Source organism: Thiocapsa imhoffii, from assembly GCF_016583985.1.
Lineage (GTDB): Bacteria > Pseudomonadota > Gammaproteobacteria > Chromatiales > Chromatiaceae > Thiocapsa > Thiocapsa imhoffii.
This window is the reverse complement of the sequence record NZ_NRSD01000002.1, coordinates 274,563-289,212: the sequence shown is the minus strand read 5'-3', so window position 1 is coordinate 289,212 and position 14,650 is coordinate 274,563. Positions and strand designations below refer to the sequence as shown.

The window sequence follows — 14,650 nt, the reverse complement described above, 5'->3', positions numbered from 1 at the left end:
TGGCGTTCGTTTCTCAAGTCGCCATTGAGTACGCAGAGTTCCTCATACACGAAAACAGTTCCACTCATGCATCGAACCGGATTAGAATCGAGTAACTCCCCGGGTTTGAGGGGACAAACAAACACACTTGATTGACATCCATTTTTCGGATGCGTCTCACATCCGTTGGACGAGACATGAAGGCCATGGAGATTCGGCGGCATCGGTTCAGTGAACTTGGCAATTGCGCTCGACGTGTATGGGCTAAGAGCGGTGATCCCATTGGACACGGCTTACTTGCACATATGCTTGATGTCGCCGCGGTTGTGGAAGCCATCCTCGATCGTGAATCAGCCGCAACCTTAGCTTGGGCTGCGCGTGCGTTCGGACTCCCTCCCGGTGAGGTCCGTCAGTGGCTAGCGGCCATCATCGGGCTCCACGATTTCGGCAAGGCGATCCCAGGCTTCCAAAGTAAATGGCCAGAGGGCCAACGCACCGTCGAACTGGCAGGCTTGATCTTTAAGCCGGTCTCCTTCGGCATCCAACGTCACGACATCGCCTCAGCCGCTCTCTTACGCCGTCTGCTTCCGACCCTTTTCTTAAAGACCGGTTGGATCAGTGCCGTCACGAAGGCGGTCGGTGCCCATCACGGCTACATCCCAAGGACACTGGAAATCCGCGATGGGATGCCGCGGAACGAAGTTGGAGAGTGGTCGGAGACTCGAGCCGAGATCCTGCGGGTCTACTGGGAAACCCTGCAACCTGGTGACGGACCCGCGCTCGATGAATTGTCCCTGCCCGCAGTCGCCTGGCTCGCTGGTCTGACCAGCGTGGCAGACTGGATCGGCTCTAATACCGACTGGTTTCCTCTGGGCGAACGCGCCGATTTATTATCCGAGCATTCTGCAAAGGCCAGGGCGCTGGCGGACATCGCACTTGACGCCATCGGCTGGCCAGGGCATCGACCGCTGCTCAGGCGCGAGACGGATACCGACACACTGATCCAACTCATCCTTGGACAACCCGAATACCCCGTGACGGCACGGCCGCTCCAGCAGGCCGCCGACCGTCTGTTGAGCTTGGCGGACGGCCCGACGCTGATCATCGTCGAGGCCCCGATGGGTGAAGGCAAGACCGAGCTCGCGCTGCTCGCACATCTCAGGCTCCAAGCCCGCAATGCGCATCGTGGTCTCTATCTGGCCCTGCCGACCCAGGCGACTGGCAACGCCATGTTTGATCGCGCCCTGGCCTTCCTCCGTCGGCTCACATCCGAGATAAGGATTGATATCCAACTGGTCCATGGATCTGCGGCGCTGGATGAACGCATCCATCGACTGCGCGGAATCGATGCCTCTAATGCCGAATCCATTGCCTCTTCCGCCTGGTTCTCGCAGCACAAGCGCGCCTTACTCTCACCCTATGGCGTCGGCACCATCGACCAGGCCCTATTCGCCACACTCAATGTCAAACACCACTTCGTGCGTCTGTGGGGACTAGCCAACCGGGTCGTCGTGCTCGACGAGATCCATGCCTACGACACCTATACCAGTGGGCTGATCGAGGCCCTGTTGCGTTGGCTCAAACCGCTGGGCTGCTCCGTCATCTTGATGAGTGCCACCCTGCCAGTCCAGCGCCGCGACGCCCTGCTCAACGCCTGGGGCGCAACAAACTGCCCTGAGATACCCTATCCGCGGATATTGATGGTGCGCGACAACGAGACGCTCGGAGAGCATGTCGATTGCCGTCACCTCGAACCCATTCAGATCTCTGGGACTGCGGAGGATCTGGAAACCCTGGCACACGAGGCATTGATCTGCCTCGCGGGCAGTGGTTGCGGGCTGATCCTCGTCAATACCGTCCAACGCGCTCAGGACCTCTACCGTCTCCTGCGTGAACGGGCGCCCGATCCGAGCACAATCCTGCTGTTCCACGCGCGCTTTCCCGCCGACGAGCGCGCGGCACTTGAACGCGAGGTAGTGAAACGTTTCGGTCCCGGACCAGCCGAACACCGCCCCTCGCATTGCCTACTGATCGCCACTCAGGTCGCGGAGCAAAGCCTAGATCTGGACTTCGATTTCATGCTCTCCGACCTGGCGCCCGTCGATCTCCTACTGCAGCGTGCCGGACGGCTGCACCGGCATCAGCGTAACCGCCCGACCGCGCATGCCGCCCCGCATCTGCGCATCGCCGGCCTGCTGGCAGAACGCCCACCCGAATTGACCGAAACCGCGTGGGGCTTCGTCTATGACCCCTATGTCCTCTATTGCACCTGGGCCGTCCTTCTGCACAAACCATCTTGGCAGCTGCCTGAAGACATCGATCGCTTGGTGCAGGCCGTTTACACAGGAGATCCTTTCGCGGAGGAAGCGCGACCTGATTTCATGGCGACGCTCAATCGCGCATTGGGCGATCACTACGCCGAGATCCAGAATCAGCGGCTGCAAGCGCAGCATGCCGCCATCGACGCGGAAGCCGAGCCTCAAACCGCCTATGACGGGCACCCGCGTGGCAAGGAAGAGCAAGACGGCGAGGGCATTCCGCTGGTCACCCGGCTTGGTGAAGACAGCTTGCCGACCATTCCTGTCCTGTCAACGGATGCCGGCTGGCACCTGCACCCGGACGATCCGCCATTCGACCCGAACACCGCGCCGGACGATGACCTGGCTCGCCGACTGGTCGCGCGCCAAGTCCGGCTGTCGCGCAAGAGCATCGTCCATGCCCTACTCAAGCTGCCGCTACCGCGTGGCTTCGATGAGCATCCGCTGCTGCGGCACCTGCGCCCACTACCGTTGGTCGGCGGCGTCGCCGAGATTGGTGGATTACTTGTCCGTCTCGACCCCGAGCTCGGCATTGTCTACGACAACACCTGATCCAACTGCCCGGAGGCGACATGACCAGAACGACGGAACCGGCCTTCAATCTGCTGGACGAGCCCTGGATACCGGTACGCATGCTGCACGGCGAGACTCTCGACATCAGCTTAAGCCAAGCGCTACTGGAAGCCGATCGTTTCTCTGCCTTGGCCGAAACCTCACCACCGAACCTGATCGCACTCTATCGACTCCTGCTCACGATCTTACACCGGGCCTTGAGCTCGCATCATGGAGCCTGGACGGATGCCGTGCGTGCTCGCTGGTACCGTGAAGGTTTGCCAGAGGCGCCAATCTGCGCCTATTTAAACGAATGGCGGGAACGCTTCTGGTTATTCCACCCAGAGCATCCTTTCATGCAAGTTGCGGCACTTGCGGATGTACCCGAAATTCGCGACAAGCAGAAGCCATGGACACAGATTTGCCTTGAATGCGCCAATGGCAATACCCCGTTGGTGTTCGATCACGCACTGGATGATCTTCCGGCCGAGATCATGCCATCACTCGCATGTCGACATTTGCTTGGCGCTCTTCAGTTCACGCCTGGAGGGCTGGTCAAGGTCGTTCGCGACTCAGACAAAGCTGGACCACTCGCGAACACGGCAGCAGTCATGCCGATCGGCAAAACGCTGACATCAACCCTGCTCTCGGGCCTTCACCCATACCGCGCAAGAGGACAGGATGATCGACCCTCCTGGGAGCAATCTCGGCCGAATATAGAGTCGCTTAAAGCGCCGCCACGACTGGTCACCGGCCCTAACGATCGATATACACGACTGACGCGCGCCGTTCTGTTGGCTCGCGCAGGCGCTGATAGAGGGATTCGCCACATCCTCTTCGCAGCCGGACTCGCATTGGAAGAAGACGCACATGCGCCAGACCCGATGGCCTGTTATCGCTTTAACAAGGATGGTAAAGCCATTCGTGTCTCTTTCACAGAAGGACGTGCACTGTGGCGCGAGCTGCCGGCCCTGGTGCCTGACGCAACAGGCAAATTCAACCAGCCAGCCACCATCCTGTCCGGAGCGGCGAATCTTTTCGAGCAAATGGGAAAGTTCGACGAACCGATACCGGTCCTGATCGCAGGTCTCGCCAGCGACCAAGCAAAGCTGCTCCGCTGGCGGATCGAGCGCTTCGATCTGCCTTTGACAGTCCTCGCGAACCCGGAGGCTGCCGCCGACCTGCGCGCCCGAGTTCGTCAGGCAGAAGATACCTACTTTCGCTTGCGCGCGATATGCGTCGAGATGGTCACTGACACCATGCCCGACCCGAGCCATAAAGACACCAAGGCCCGCGCCAGGTCGATTCTGGATAACGGTCCTACCGCGCCTGTCTTCTTCTCCACCACCGAGCGTGGTCTCCCCGTTCTGATACAGAGAATCGCCGCAGGCGATAGCGACGGCGCCCATCAGCATTGGCTGGAGCAGTTGCAAGCAGCCACCCGAAGAGCCTGGACAGCCACCTGCCGCGCGCTAGGTGAAACACCGCGCGCCCTGCGTGCAATGGCCCGCGCCGACCCGGGCTTGCACCGCCTCGTTCGTTCGCTGGACCCATCCGCCATCACGTCAGAGGAGACCATTCCATGAGCGAGCACGCTCAATCCTTCGTCGCTCACCTGTCCGAGTTGGCGGAACGGGATCGCGGTGCCCTAGCCCATCTGCGCCGCAGTTTAGGCTTTACTCCGGGTGGCTTCCCTCGTGCCTATCCCTACGTCGAGCGATTCGTTCCGAACGAATGCCACGCCGCTGATCCATGGCGTAAGGCTCTCTATCTCACGGCCGCGCTCTTCGCCCTTCATCCCAAGCATCGCCCGGATATAAGCCTGGCCGCGGCGCTAGGGTCCATTGCACGGACCCGCGAAAGCAAGAGTATCGAACAGCGCTTTATTGCCCTCCTCGGCGCCGAACCGGAGAGCCTGCACAATCTGCTCCGCCAGTCGGTCTCACTGCTGGCGGCGGACGATCGTCCCTGCAACTACGTCCGCCTGCTCGATGATCTGGGCGTATGGCTGAGACCCTTCGACCTCGAACGGCGGGGCTCAATTCGCCAGCGTTGGGCGCGTGACTTCTACCGTGCTTACGAACCTGATTCGAACAACGGCGATCACGAAGCGTCCATCCAAACCACAACGCCAGACTGACAAGGAGCGCACCATGAGCCTCTTCATCGAATACCATCTAATCCAAAACTTTGCCCCATCCAATCTCAATCGTGATGACACCGGCGCACCGAAAGACGCACTCTTCGGCGGTCATCGACGGGCGCGGGTCAGCAGCCAATGTTTCAAACGAGCGATCCGGCTCAAGTCTGCTGAGTCGGGCATGGTCCCTGCCGAGTTCAGCTCCGTTCGGACAAAGAGACTCAAAGTGCTGTTGCAGCGGCGCCTTACCGAGCTGGGTCACCCAGAAGCCGGCACTCAGATCGAAACCGCCCTGTCCGCCGCTGGACTCAAGATCAAGGAGGATGGCAAAACCGAGTACCTGCTCTTTCTCGGCCGAGGCGAGGTCGAGCGCCTCGCCGATTTGATCCACGCACATTGGGATGTCCTGGTGGTCCCCGCAAACGACGAGTCCAAGAAAACCAAGAAGCAGGCCAAGGCGAGCGCTGCACCGGAGGTCGTCAAAGCAGCCAAGGCGCTCCTAGACGGCCAAAAGGCCATTGACGTCGCGCTGTTTGGGCGAATGCTCGCCGATTTGCCCGAAGTCAACCAGCATGCCGCCTGCCAGGTCGCCCACGCCATCAGCACCCACAGGGTTGAGCGCGAGTTCGACTATTTCACCGCCGTCGACGATGAAGGCGGCATCGACGAGACCGGCGCCGGCATGATCGGACACGTTGATTTCAACTCGGCTACTTTCTACCGCTATGCCGTCATCGACCCGCGCAAACTCGTTGACAACCTCAAGGGTGATCACGATTTGGCCCTAAAGGGAATCGCTGCGTTCACCGAGTCCATGGCGCGTGCCATCCCAACCGGGAAACAGAACACCTTCGCGGCCCATAATCCGCCAAGCTTCATCGGTATCGTGTTTCGACACGCTAGCCCCTTCAATCTCGCGAATGCCTTCGAAAGACCGATCTGGCCCAAGCCGGATCACGAGTTGACGGCGCTTTCAGTCGCAAAGCTGGCCGAGCAGGATACCGCTGTCGCCGAGGCATTCAGCGATGGTCAGGACACGTGGGGATACCTCGATCTCACCGGGGCCTGGCCGCAGGAGAAGGGTATTGCGCACAAGACGCTGCAAAAGCTGGCGGATTGGGTCGTCGAGAATACCCGCGCCCGGCTGGAGGGCTGATCATGCCGACACTGCTCCTGCGGCTGGCAGGTCCGATGCAGGCATGGGGTACCACCAGCCGGTTCGACGAGCGTGATAGCCAGCTCGAGCCCTCGAAATCCGGAGTATTGGGACTCGTGTGCGCCGCGTTCGGGCGCGACCGCACCGCAACCCTGGATGATCTAACCCTCCTGCGCTTCGGCGTCCGTGTCGATCGGGAAGGGCTGCTGATGCGTGATTACCAGACGGCCACCGGCGTCGTAACTGGCGCTGGTAAGGTCGATTTAAGACGCACAGTCGTCAGCCCCAGATACTATCTCGCGGACGCCGCCTTTCTCGTCGGGTTGGAGGGTGAGAATCGAACCCTGCTCAAAGCCATCGACGCGGCATTGCGGGATCCGGTCTGGCCGTTGTCGCTCGGCCGAAAGGCGTTTCCACCCTCCTCGCCGGTCTGGTGCGAGCCCGGAAGGGTCGACCGGGGTTTGCGAGATACCTTGACCGCTGCGCCGCGCATCGCCCCGCCGCGCTTCGAGGATCGCGATGCGCCGGTGCGCCTGCTTCTCGAACATGAAACGGCGGGGGCGATGCGCTTCGATCAACCCATCGCACCTTTTTCCGAGCGCCGTTTCGGGCCACGTTTTGTCACGACGGAGGTCATTCATGTACCTCTCTAAACTGACACTCGATGCACAACATCCACACGCGCGACGCGACCTATGCAACCCCTACGAAATGCACAGAACCCTGGCGCGCGCCTACTCAACAGGCACAGAATCGCCACCCCATCCGTTCCTCTGGCGTCTGGAAGCGAATCCACCGACCACTGGTTCGGCCGTGCTGCTCGTACAATCTGCGGTTGGTGCCAACTGGCAGGCACTGAAGGCGCAAACTGGCTATGCCTTGGAGATCCTTCCTAACAAACCAGTGGATCTGGAACGACTGATCCAACCGGGGGGACGCTATCGCTTCCGTCTCCAGGCTAATCCGATCGTAAACCGCAACGGCAAGCGTTGGGGATTGGCGAGGGAAGAAGAACAGCTCGCATGGCTGGATCGACAAGGTAAACAGCATGGCTTCCAGATCCTAGCCTGTATCAGGGCCGCCAGTGAGCGACTTCAGGCGCGCCATGCGACAACCGGCCATCGCATTACTTTGCAGTCCGCTTTATACGAAGGCCACCTGGAGGCAGCTGACCCGGAGCGACTGCGAAAAGCGATCCTGACCGGCATCGGGCATGGCAAAGCATGGGGCTTGGGATTGCTGTCGGTAGCGCGATCGTCGTGAAGGTTTCCGAGATACTAGAGCGGTTGAAAAACGACGGTTGGCGTCTCGTCGCAACCCGTGGCAGCCATCGTCAGTACAAACACGACACCAAGCCGGGGCGCGTCACGGTGCCCGGTCGACCGAACGACGACCTGGCACCGGGTACGGTGAACAGTATCCACAAACAAGCCGGCTGGAAATGAGGACCAAACAGCATGCGTTACGCGATCGTGATCGAGCGCGCGGAGAACAACTACTCCGCCTATGTCCCCGACCTGCCCGGATGCGTCGCCACTGGGCACACGCCCGAAGAGACCGAGCGGGAGATTCGGGAGGCGATCGAATTGCACCTGGCCGGCCTCAAGGAAGACGGCTTAACGCCACCTCTGCCAACGAGCCAGGTGGACTATGTCGAAGTGGCCGCCTGAGTCGAGCCACCGCCGCCCCTTCGGGCGCCAGATCCACCCCTGCCAGCGGACTCCATGACGCATGCTCCCACCGCTTAAGCCGATTGCCATGAAGGAACGCATCTCGATGATCTTCATCGAGTACGGTGAGATTGACGTGCTCGACGGCGCCTTCGTCGTGATCGACAAGAACGGCGTGCGCACGCACATCCCTATCGGCAGCGTGGCCTGCATCATGCTGGAACCCGGCACCCGGGTCTCGCACCGTGCCGCGGCTTTGGCGGCGCGCGTCGGCACGTTGCTGGTCTGGGTCGGCGAGGCTGGGGTGCGGCTCTATGCCTCCGGCCAGCCCGGCGGTGCACGCTCTGACCGGCTGCTCTATCAAGCCAAGCTAGCGCTCGATGATCAGGCCCGTCTCAAGGTCGTACGCAAGATGTACGAACTGCGGTTTGGTGAGAAGCCCCCGGAACGACGCAGCGTTGAACAGTTGCGTGGCATCGAAGGGGCTCGGGTGAAAAAAATCTACGACAACTTGGCAAAGCGCTACGGTGTGGCTTGGAGAGGACGTCGTTACGATCCAACCGATTGGGACACGAGCGATCTCCCGAACACCTGTCTCTCGGCCGCTACCGCGTGTCTCTATGGCATCACAGAAGCCGCTGTTTTGGCTGCCGGCTATGCGCCTGCGGTCGGGTTTATCCATACCGGGAAACCCTTGTCCTTCGTTTATGATATCGCGGACATCGTGAAATTCGAGACCGTGGTCCCTGTAGCGTTCAAGATCGCCGCCAAAGGGCCTCAGCAACCAGAAAGAGTTGTCCGGCTAGCTTGTCGAGACGTGTTCCGTGAAAGCAAACTGCTAGGCAAGATCATTCCCATGATCGAAGAGGTCCTGACCGCAGGTGGTCTGGAGCCACCTAAACCCCCGAAGGAGTCGGTCCCCCCGGCCATCAAGGAACAGGAGAGCATGGGCGATGTTGGTCATCGTCACTGAGAACGTCCCGCCCCGCCTGCGCGGGCGTTTGGCGGTCTGGTTAGTAGAGGTCCGGGCAGGTGTCTACATCGGCACTCCATCGAAACGACTGCGTGAGTTGATCTGGGATCAGGTTTGTGAAGGCGTCGAAGATGGAAACGCTGTCATCGCCTGGAACACCAATACCGAATCGGGCTACGATTTTGCCACCGTTGGTAAAAACCGCAGGATCCCGGTCGATTTCGATGGTCTCCGATTAGTCAGTTTTCTGCCCCCAGATGAACACGCAAACGCTCCTTAACAGTTTAGACCTACCCCATCGAAACAAGGATTTTTTTGGTGGAATATTACGCGCACAATTTCATTAATAAGATCAGCAGGATGCTGACAGTGTGTTCCCCGCGCCTGCGGGGATGAACCGCTGATGTCGGGTTCGTCGATTGGCAATCCGGTGTGTTCCCCGCGCCTGCGGGGATGAACCGGTGAATGGCCTAATGCTGCTTGTGCTCCTGATGTGTGTTCCCCGCGCCTGCGGGGATGAACCGACCTCTACGCGAGAATCGTTGCCGATGGGTGAGTGTTCCCCGCGCCTGCGGGGATGAACCGCTCCAAGAGCACTATGACCGGCTGTATTTCAAGTGTTCCCCGCGCCTGCGGGGATGAACCGTTCTTCTAATGTTGGAAGTTCAGATGAAGGATGTGTTCCCCGCGCCTGCGGGGATGAACCGATTCACATTGCACCCCGGAATAGGAGATAAGCGTGTTCCCCGCGCCTGCGGGGATGAACCGTGGGTGGTGCTGGTTAGACGAGCGGTGGGAGGGTGTTCCCCGCGCCTGCGGGGATGAACCGCTTCTGTTCTAGTGCAAGACTGGTCCTGATTTGTGTTCCCCGCGCCTGCGGGGATGAACCGCCCATTTCGGCAGACAGCGGCATGGCACACTGGTGTTCCCCGCGCCTGCGGGGATGAACCGGCGCTTGCCGAGCCGCGCACTGCCGAGGTCTTGTGTTCCCCGCGCCTGCGGGGATGAACCGCCCATTTCGGCAGACAGCGGCATGGCACACTGGTGTTCCCCGCGCCTGCGGGGATGAACCGGCTGATACGCTCAGCAACGCCGCTAAGCTCAGGTGTTCCCCGCGCCTGCGGGGATGAACCGTACAAGGGCAAGACCGTCGCAGCGGTGGCTGCCGTGTTCCCCGCGCCTGCGGGGATGAACCGCCTCTTGCCCAGTGTTCGCTTGTCCATCTGCAGTGTTCCCCGCGCCTGCGGGGATGAACCTACAGTGGGCGTGGAGGCTCGGCAATGGCCGATGTGTTCCCCGCCCCAGCGGGGATGAAGCGCAAATGAGTCTCTGAGGGCAATGAGAAGATGGTGTTGCCCAAATTCGAAGGCGACCGCGAGACGGGCAACACGAACTACACGCGATCAATGAGACCAACCACGCTTCGTGACGCGGACAACAACGCCATTCGTTTGTCCCCAATCGCTGTGGCCGTTACTGTGGATAAGCTGTGCGGGCAGCCCTTAACCCAACCTGAAGTCAGCATTTTCTCCACACCGGTCATGAAATGACCAGTCTGGCAACACCAGGGGGCTACAGCGTGTCGAGTGCGGACTCCGGAAGGTGCTGGGTGCAGCACGGTGGCAACAGGATCGACTCACGGCTCGGCCTGTTCAAAATGTCTCGACCACGCCGAGGAAGCTCGCAAACCGTGGTTTGCCATGGACCGTGCGACCATGAAACTTGAAAGTGACCACCTCTCCGATCAGTGGCGGCGCGTCGCGTTGGGCATCCGTGAACCCCGTACCGAGTTGGAAGCGGGTGCCGTCCGATTCTTCGACCAAGAGCGACCCCATGCGACCCACGTGTCGCCCGCGCCCAGGTAAATGCGCGATCACACGAGCATCCCCCTCCAAATAGGGTTTCACCTTGAGGCGATCAGCCGACCGTCCGGCGCGATAGACGGCGTCGCGACGATGCAGCATCAAACCCTCACCGCCCGCGGCAACCACCTGGTCCAGCATCTCCATCAAGGCCGTGTGATCACTCACCTTCATCTGCTCAACCAGACCCAATGCCGGATTCGGATTCGCCTGGACCAAACCCCGCAGCAAGGCCAAGCGGGTCTCGAAGTCACCCGGATGCGCCGGTAGATCAAAGACCATGAACCGAACCGCTTGCCAGGCCACAGCGTCCGGTTCCAGCCGACGGACCGTCCCCGAGAGGCGCTCGAAGGTTCCGCGGCCCATCCACAACTCGCCGTCGAGAGGTAGCGCCGGAAAGTCCGCGGTAAACCAACTCGGCGCCTGGATGACATGACCGCCGCGCGTCAGCAGCCGTTGGCCATCCCAATATCCACGCACACCATCGAGCTTCTCGCTGACCAAGTAACGATCGAGTGCAATGCCCGGCACATAGACTTCGGCCAATGCCAACGCGGGCGGCACACGCACAGGTCCCTCGATCCGCACAGAGGGCGTGTCCGCCACCTCGGGCCCAGGATGTGGTGATCGGACAGCGACGCCGTGATCCCCGCCGGCGATCACGACGAGGGGACGCATGACGTCGAGCAACAGCAGCGACAGCACAAGACGGAGACTGATCCGGTCGTTCATAAGGCCAAGCCACAAATTACACGTTTCGTGACTTTAGCGTCTGACGCGCGGATTGCAAGCAGAAGCGACTTCGGAAGGCTCGCCTCGGGACAAGCGGAGACTTGTCGTCGTCAGCGGGAAAGCAGCTCGAGAGCGGTGGCTCAATCCTCGCGCTTAGTCCCGATGAGTTCGATCGGATACCCATCCGGATCGCGCACAAAGGCGATGATGGTGGTGCCCGCATTCATGGGACCGGCCTCGCGCAAAATGGTCCCGCCTTTCTCCTTAACGCGATCAGCCGCCTGATACACATCATCCACCTCGATGGCGATGTGACCATACGCGGTCCCGATCTCGTAGTGCTCGACGCCCCAGTTGTAGGTCAACTCGATCACCGTGTGCTCGGACTCGTCGCCGTAACCGAGAAAGGCCAGCGTGAACTCACCTTCCGGATAGTCCTTTTGGCGCAGCAGACGCATGCCGAGCATATTGGTGTAGAAATCGATTGAGCGTTGGAGGTCGCCCGTTCGCAACATGGTGTGAAGGATGCGCATTTCAGTGTTGTCCTCATCGCTGATTCATAGAGAACAGTGTGGTCGGAGAGGGCCACAGACAAGCCAGACGCTGTCATCACTCCGAATCGAAGCAGTCAGGATCGGAGCAGGTCATGCTCTCGAACGGCATGACCCGTGGTACCACCAGATCACGGGGCGGCTGGCCCGCGCCCTTCTGGTCGAGGTTCCTGAAGAGACCGAACGCGCCGTGATCACCAGAAGTTCCGCAGGGTTTACGCTCAATAATGTAATAACATAACATTCTTGTCATCCACCACGAGCGAACCGCCCATGACATCATCCCATCCTGACCCTCGCCTTCCCGTCACCGTGTTGTCCGGCTTCCTCGGCGCCGGCAAGACCACGTTACTCAACCACATCCTGAACAACCGCGAAGGCCGGCGGGTTGCGGTGATCGTCAACGACATGTCCGAGGTCAATATCGACGCCAGCCTGGTCGAACGCGAAGTGACCTTGAGTCGCGGCGAGGAGCGGCTGGTGGAAATGAGCAATGGCTGTATCTGCTGCACGCTGCGAGAGGATCTGCTGGTCGAAGTCGCATCCCTGGCGCGCGCTGGGCGCTTCGATGTGCTGGTGATCGAGTCCACCGGGATCTCGGAGCCGCTGCCGGTGGCCGAGACCTTCACGTTTCGCGACGAGGCCGGTGTGAGTCTGAGTGACCTGGCCCGGCTCGACACCTTGGTCACGGTGGTGGATGCAGTCGCCTTTCCGGCCGATCTGGAGACTGCCGACGACCTGGCCGACCGGGGCGAATCGCTCGGTGCCGAAGACCAACGCACCCTCGCGGAGTTGCTGATCGACCAAGTGGAATTCGCCGACGTCATCATCGTCAACAAGATCGACCTGATCAGCAGCGCCGAGCGCGAGCGCCTCATCCATGCCTTGCGACAGCTCAATCGCCACGCGCGCATTCTCCCGGCCGTGCTCGGACAGGTTCCACTGGCGGAGGTCATCGACACGGGCCGATTCGATTTCGCCCGTGCCGCCAACGCACCCGGCTGGCTCGCGGAGCTGCGTGGCACCCACACCCCGGAGACGGAAGAATACGGCATCGGCAGCCTCGTCTATCGCGCCCGTCGACCCTTTCACCCCGGGCGCTTCCATGCCGCCATGCACCATGAGTGGCCTGGCAACCTGCTGCGCTCCAAAGGCTTCTTCTGGCTCGCCTCGCGCCCCGATTGGGCTGGCGAGTGGTCCCAGGCCGGCGGCCTGGTACGCCACGGGCCGGCAGGGTTGTGGTGGGACGCAGCCCCACGTGAGCATTGGCCGGACGATCCGGCCCAGCGCGCCCGCATCGAGTCCGACTTCGACGGCCCTTACGGTGATCGTCGCCAGGAGATCGTCTTCATCGGTCAGCACTTGGATCCACTGGAGATGCACGCGCGGCTCGATGCCTGCCTTCTCGATGATACTGAGATGGCACTCGGGCCAGACGGCTGGCGACGACTGCCGGATCCGTTTCCGGCCTGGACCCGCGGTGTGGAGGAGTGACCGATGGCCGATGACACCGCGGAGTTTGCTGCTGAGATCATTCCCACCAGCTATGCGAGCTGGCGCTATTGCATCGAGGTCAAATGCGGCATCCCGCTGACCCCCGGCTATGTCGAGGAACGTCTCCGTGTCCTGGCTGATCCGGGCCAAGAGGAGACGCAGCGCTTTGCGCGCACCTATGGCCGTGACCATCTCAGTCAGGTTCTGAGTTGGTTCCGTCAGACGCAGGCAGAGCTCGGTACGGCGGCGCGGTGATCCCGGCCAACGCTTGATTCGACTCGCGCCGCCCTGGCGATCGATCAATGTGTGAGAGGATATGGTCTTAACGCTTGCCGATCATCGGCTGACGACAACTTGGATCGTGCCCGTGTGCCCTTTCCAAGGTATCGTCTGGGGGGATGCGCACTCGGGTTGGTTGAGCGTTGTTGGCGATGATGCGGTCATGCTCTCCGTCAAACCTCATCTCCGCAGGATAGTGATGGAGGACCGAACTAACCCAGCGACTGAAACACATCGTCCGAACAGGCGGTGAATCCAGCCGGCCAAGGTGCGCTCAGGCGGCAGCGAAGGCGAAACTGGAGCGGTGCGTCCGGATTCACGCCGGCAACCGTCACCTTGACCTTGTCCGGGCCCACCAACGCGATGAGCTTCGAGAACTCCGCCGAGTAGAACCGCGGGCAATAGCCGACGATCGACAGGGGGTCTGCGGTGCGCATCAACAGGGCACTCGGATCGTTCGGATTCTGGAGATCCTGAAGCAGAAGGAGCGCTTCGCCTGGCGTGAGATCCCCAATGCGCTCCCTCGCCGACTGAGGCAGATGCCGGATGCCGTGACTGAAATACTCTACGACATAGGTGTTCTCGGGGGTCGGCTCCGGGCACGGGAACACCTGCAACGCATCGGTCGCCCGCGCGCCACCGCTTTTGCCGAGAAGCTCCAGCGCGTCGTGGTCTCCCGGATCGAGTCCCAGCCAAATCAAGAAGTCGCGATACTCGGGCCTGGATCGAGGCATGAGCCGATTGGAAAAAAGTGGAAACAGCTCGTTTGCCACATAGACCGCATGCAGGTCCGTCATGCGACCAAATGGCACGAACCGTTCGGACTCCTCGGCACCTTTGGTGTAAACGAACCGAAAGTCATCGCTTTCTCGTGAAAGTTGCCCGACAGGCAGCCAGCGTCGCGACTCGGGATCCCGCCATGCCAGAAATACTCGGTTTGTCAC

At 60.9% G+C, this 14,650-nt stretch carries 15 protein-coding genes and 1 CRISPR repeat array; of the genes, 12 read left to right on the top strand and 3 right to left on the bottom strand.

Features of this window, described 5'->3' with window-relative positions; translation table 11 throughout:
* Window positions 1-176: 176 nt before the first annotated feature.
* The 10 genes from cas3 to cas2e all read left to right on the top strand — a co-directional run bounded on the left by cas3 (window position 177) and on the right by cas2e (window position 9,068).
* Window positions 177-2,849, top strand: a complete 2,673-nt coding sequence (gene cas3, locus CKO25_RS03710; protein WP_200386572.1) for a CRISPR-associated helicase Cas3' — start codon at window positions 177-179, stop codon at window positions 2,847-2,849.
* A 20-nt stretch (window positions 2,850-2,869) separates the two neighbouring features.
* Window positions 2,870-4,435 (top strand): type I-E CRISPR-associated protein Cse1/CasA, encoded by a 1,566-nt coding sequence (gene casA, locus CKO25_RS03705; RefSeq protein WP_200386571.1) that lies wholly within the window; start codon window positions 2,870-2,872, stop codon window positions 4,433-4,435.
* Complete coding sequence (casB, locus tag CKO25_RS03700) at window positions 4,432-4,989, top strand: type I-E CRISPR-associated protein Cse2/CasB (protein WP_200386570.1); 558 nt, start codon at window positions 4,432-4,434, stop codon at window positions 4,987-4,989. The genes casA and casB overlap by 4 nt, the downstream gene beginning before the upstream one ends.
* Window positions 4,990-5,002: 13 nt before the next feature.
* Window positions 5,003-6,145 (top strand): type I-E CRISPR-associated protein Cas7/Cse4/CasC, encoded by a 1,143-nt coding sequence (gene cas7e, locus CKO25_RS03695; RefSeq protein ID WP_200386569.1) that lies wholly within the window; start codon window positions 5,003-5,005, stop codon window positions 6,143-6,145.
* 2 nt (window positions 6,146-6,147) lie between these two features.
* Complete coding sequence (gene cas5e / locus CKO25_RS03690) at window positions 6,148-6,798, top strand: type I-E CRISPR-associated protein Cas5/CasD (protein ID WP_200386568.1); 651 nt, start codon at window positions 6,148-6,150, stop codon at window positions 6,796-6,798.
* Window positions 6,785-7,408, top strand: a complete 624-nt coding sequence (cas6e, locus tag CKO25_RS03685) for a type I-E CRISPR-associated protein Cas6/Cse3/CasE (RefSeq protein ID WP_200386567.1) — start codon at window positions 6,785-6,787, stop codon at window positions 7,406-7,408. Before cas5e ends, cas6e begins: the two co-directional genes overlap by 14 nt.
* Window positions 7,405-7,590 (top strand): type II toxin-antitoxin system HicA family toxin, encoded by a 186-nt coding sequence (locus CKO25_RS03680; protein ID WP_200386566.1) that lies wholly within the window; start codon window positions 7,405-7,407, stop codon window positions 7,588-7,590. The genes cas6e and CKO25_RS03680 overlap by 4 nt, the downstream gene beginning before the upstream one ends.
* Window positions 7,591-7,602: 12 nt before the next feature.
* Window positions 7,603-7,815: a type II toxin-antitoxin system HicB family antitoxin gene (locus CKO25_RS03675; RefSeq protein WP_200386565.1), complete on the top strand. Its 213-nt coding sequence runs from the start codon at window positions 7,603-7,605 to the stop codon at window positions 7,813-7,815.
* 61 nt (window positions 7,816-7,876) lie between these two features.
* Complete coding sequence (cas1e, locus tag CKO25_RS03670) at window positions 7,877-8,788, top strand: type I-E CRISPR-associated endonuclease Cas1e (protein WP_200386564.1); 912 nt, start codon at window positions 7,877-7,879, stop codon at window positions 8,786-8,788.
* On the top strand, window positions 8,769-9,068 hold the full coding sequence (cas2e, locus tag CKO25_RS03665) for a type I-E CRISPR-associated endoribonuclease Cas2e (RefSeq protein WP_200386563.1): 300 nt from the start codon (window positions 8,769-8,771) through the stop codon (window positions 9,066-9,068). Before cas1e ends, cas2e begins: the two co-directional genes overlap by 20 nt.
* 91 nt (window positions 9,069-9,159) lie before the next feature.
* A CRISPR array of direct repeats spans window positions 9,160-10,106; the repeat unit is 29 nt; unit sequence GTGTTCCCCGCGCCTGCGGGGATGAACCG.
* A gap of 334 nt (window positions 10,107-10,440) precedes the next feature.
* Here cas2e and CKO25_RS03660 read toward each other — a convergent pair.
* Together CKO25_RS03660 and gloA are read right to left on the bottom strand one after the other, a co-directional pair.
* Window positions 10,441-11,382 carry a DNA ligase gene (locus tag CKO25_RS03660; RefSeq protein ID WP_200386562.1) on the bottom strand — a complete coding sequence of 314 codons (942 nt, stop codon included), beginning with the start codon at window positions 11,380-11,382 and terminating at the stop codon, window positions 10,441-10,443.
* 140 nt (window positions 11,383-11,522) lie between these two features.
* Complete coding sequence (gene gloA / locus CKO25_RS03655) at window positions 11,523-11,915, bottom strand: lactoylglutathione lyase (protein WP_200386561.1); 393 nt, start codon at window positions 11,913-11,915, stop codon at window positions 11,523-11,525.
* Between the two features lie 291 nt (window positions 11,916-12,206).
* On the opposite strand from gloA, the gene zigA reads away from it, so the two are divergent.
* Together zigA and CKO25_RS03645 are read left to right on the top strand one after the other, a co-directional pair.
* On the top strand, window positions 12,207-13,427 hold the full coding sequence (gene zigA / locus CKO25_RS03650; RefSeq protein ID WP_200386560.1) for a zinc metallochaperone GTPase ZigA: 1,221 nt from the start codon (window positions 12,207-12,209) through the stop codon (window positions 13,425-13,427).
* A 3-nt stretch (window positions 13,428-13,430) separates the two neighbouring features.
* Window positions 13,431-13,682, top strand: a complete 252-nt coding sequence (locus tag CKO25_RS03645; protein WP_200386559.1) for a hypothetical protein — start codon at window positions 13,431-13,433, stop codon at window positions 13,680-13,682.
* 236 nt (window positions 13,683-13,918) lie between these two features.
* On the opposite strand, the gene CKO25_RS03640 is transcribed toward CKO25_RS03645, so the two are convergent.
* Window positions 13,919-14,650, bottom strand: a complete 732-nt coding sequence (locus CKO25_RS03640) for an HIRAN domain-containing protein (RefSeq protein WP_200386558.1) — start codon at window positions 14,648-14,650, stop codon at window positions 13,919-13,921.

Bases quoted from the DNA above. Each gene is read 5' to 3' on its own strand.
- cas3 (WP_200386572.1), top strand. From the start codon at position 177: ATGAAGGCCATGGAGATTCGGCGGCATCGGTTCAGTGAACTTGGCAAT.
- casA (WP_200386571.1), top strand. From the start codon at position 2,870: ATGACCAGAACGACGGAACCGGCCTTCAATCTGCTGGACGAGCCCTGG.
- casB (WP_200386570.1), top strand. From the start codon at position 4,432: ATGAGCGAGCACGCTCAATCCTTCGTCGCTCACCTGTCCGAGTTGGCG.
- cas7e (WP_200386569.1), top strand. From the start codon at position 5,003: ATGAGCCTCTTCATCGAATACCATCTAATCCAAAACTTTGCCCCATCC.
- cas5e (WP_200386568.1), top strand. From the start codon at position 6,148: ATGCCGACACTGCTCCTGCGGCTGGCAGGTCCGATGCAGGCATGGGGT.
- cas6e (WP_200386567.1), top strand. From the start codon at position 6,785: ATGTACCTCTCTAAACTGACACTCGATGCACAACATCCACACGCGCGA.
- CKO25_RS03675 (WP_200386565.1), top strand. From the start codon at position 7,603: ATGCGTTACGCGATCGTGATCGAGCGCGCGGAGAACAACTACTCCGCC.
- cas1e (WP_200386564.1), top strand. From the start codon at position 7,877: ATGCTCCCACCGCTTAAGCCGATTGCCATGAAGGAACGCATCTCGATG.
- cas2e (WP_200386563.1), top strand. From the start codon at position 8,769: ATGTTGGTCATCGTCACTGAGAACGTCCCGCCCCGCCTGCGCGGGCGT.
- CKO25_RS03660 (WP_200386562.1), bottom strand. From the start codon at position 11,382: ATGAACGACCGGATCAGTCTCCGTCTTGTGCTGTCGCTGCTGTTGCTC.
- gloA (WP_200386561.1), bottom strand. From the start codon at position 11,915: ATGCGCATCCTTCACACCATGTTGCGAACGGGCGACCTCCAACGCTCA.
- zigA (WP_200386560.1), top strand. From the start codon at position 12,207: ATGACATCATCCCATCCTGACCCTCGCCTTCCCGTCACCGTGTTGTCC.
- CKO25_RS03645 (WP_200386559.1), top strand. From the start codon at position 13,431: ATGGCCGATGACACCGCGGAGTTTGCTGCTGAGATCATTCCCACCAGC.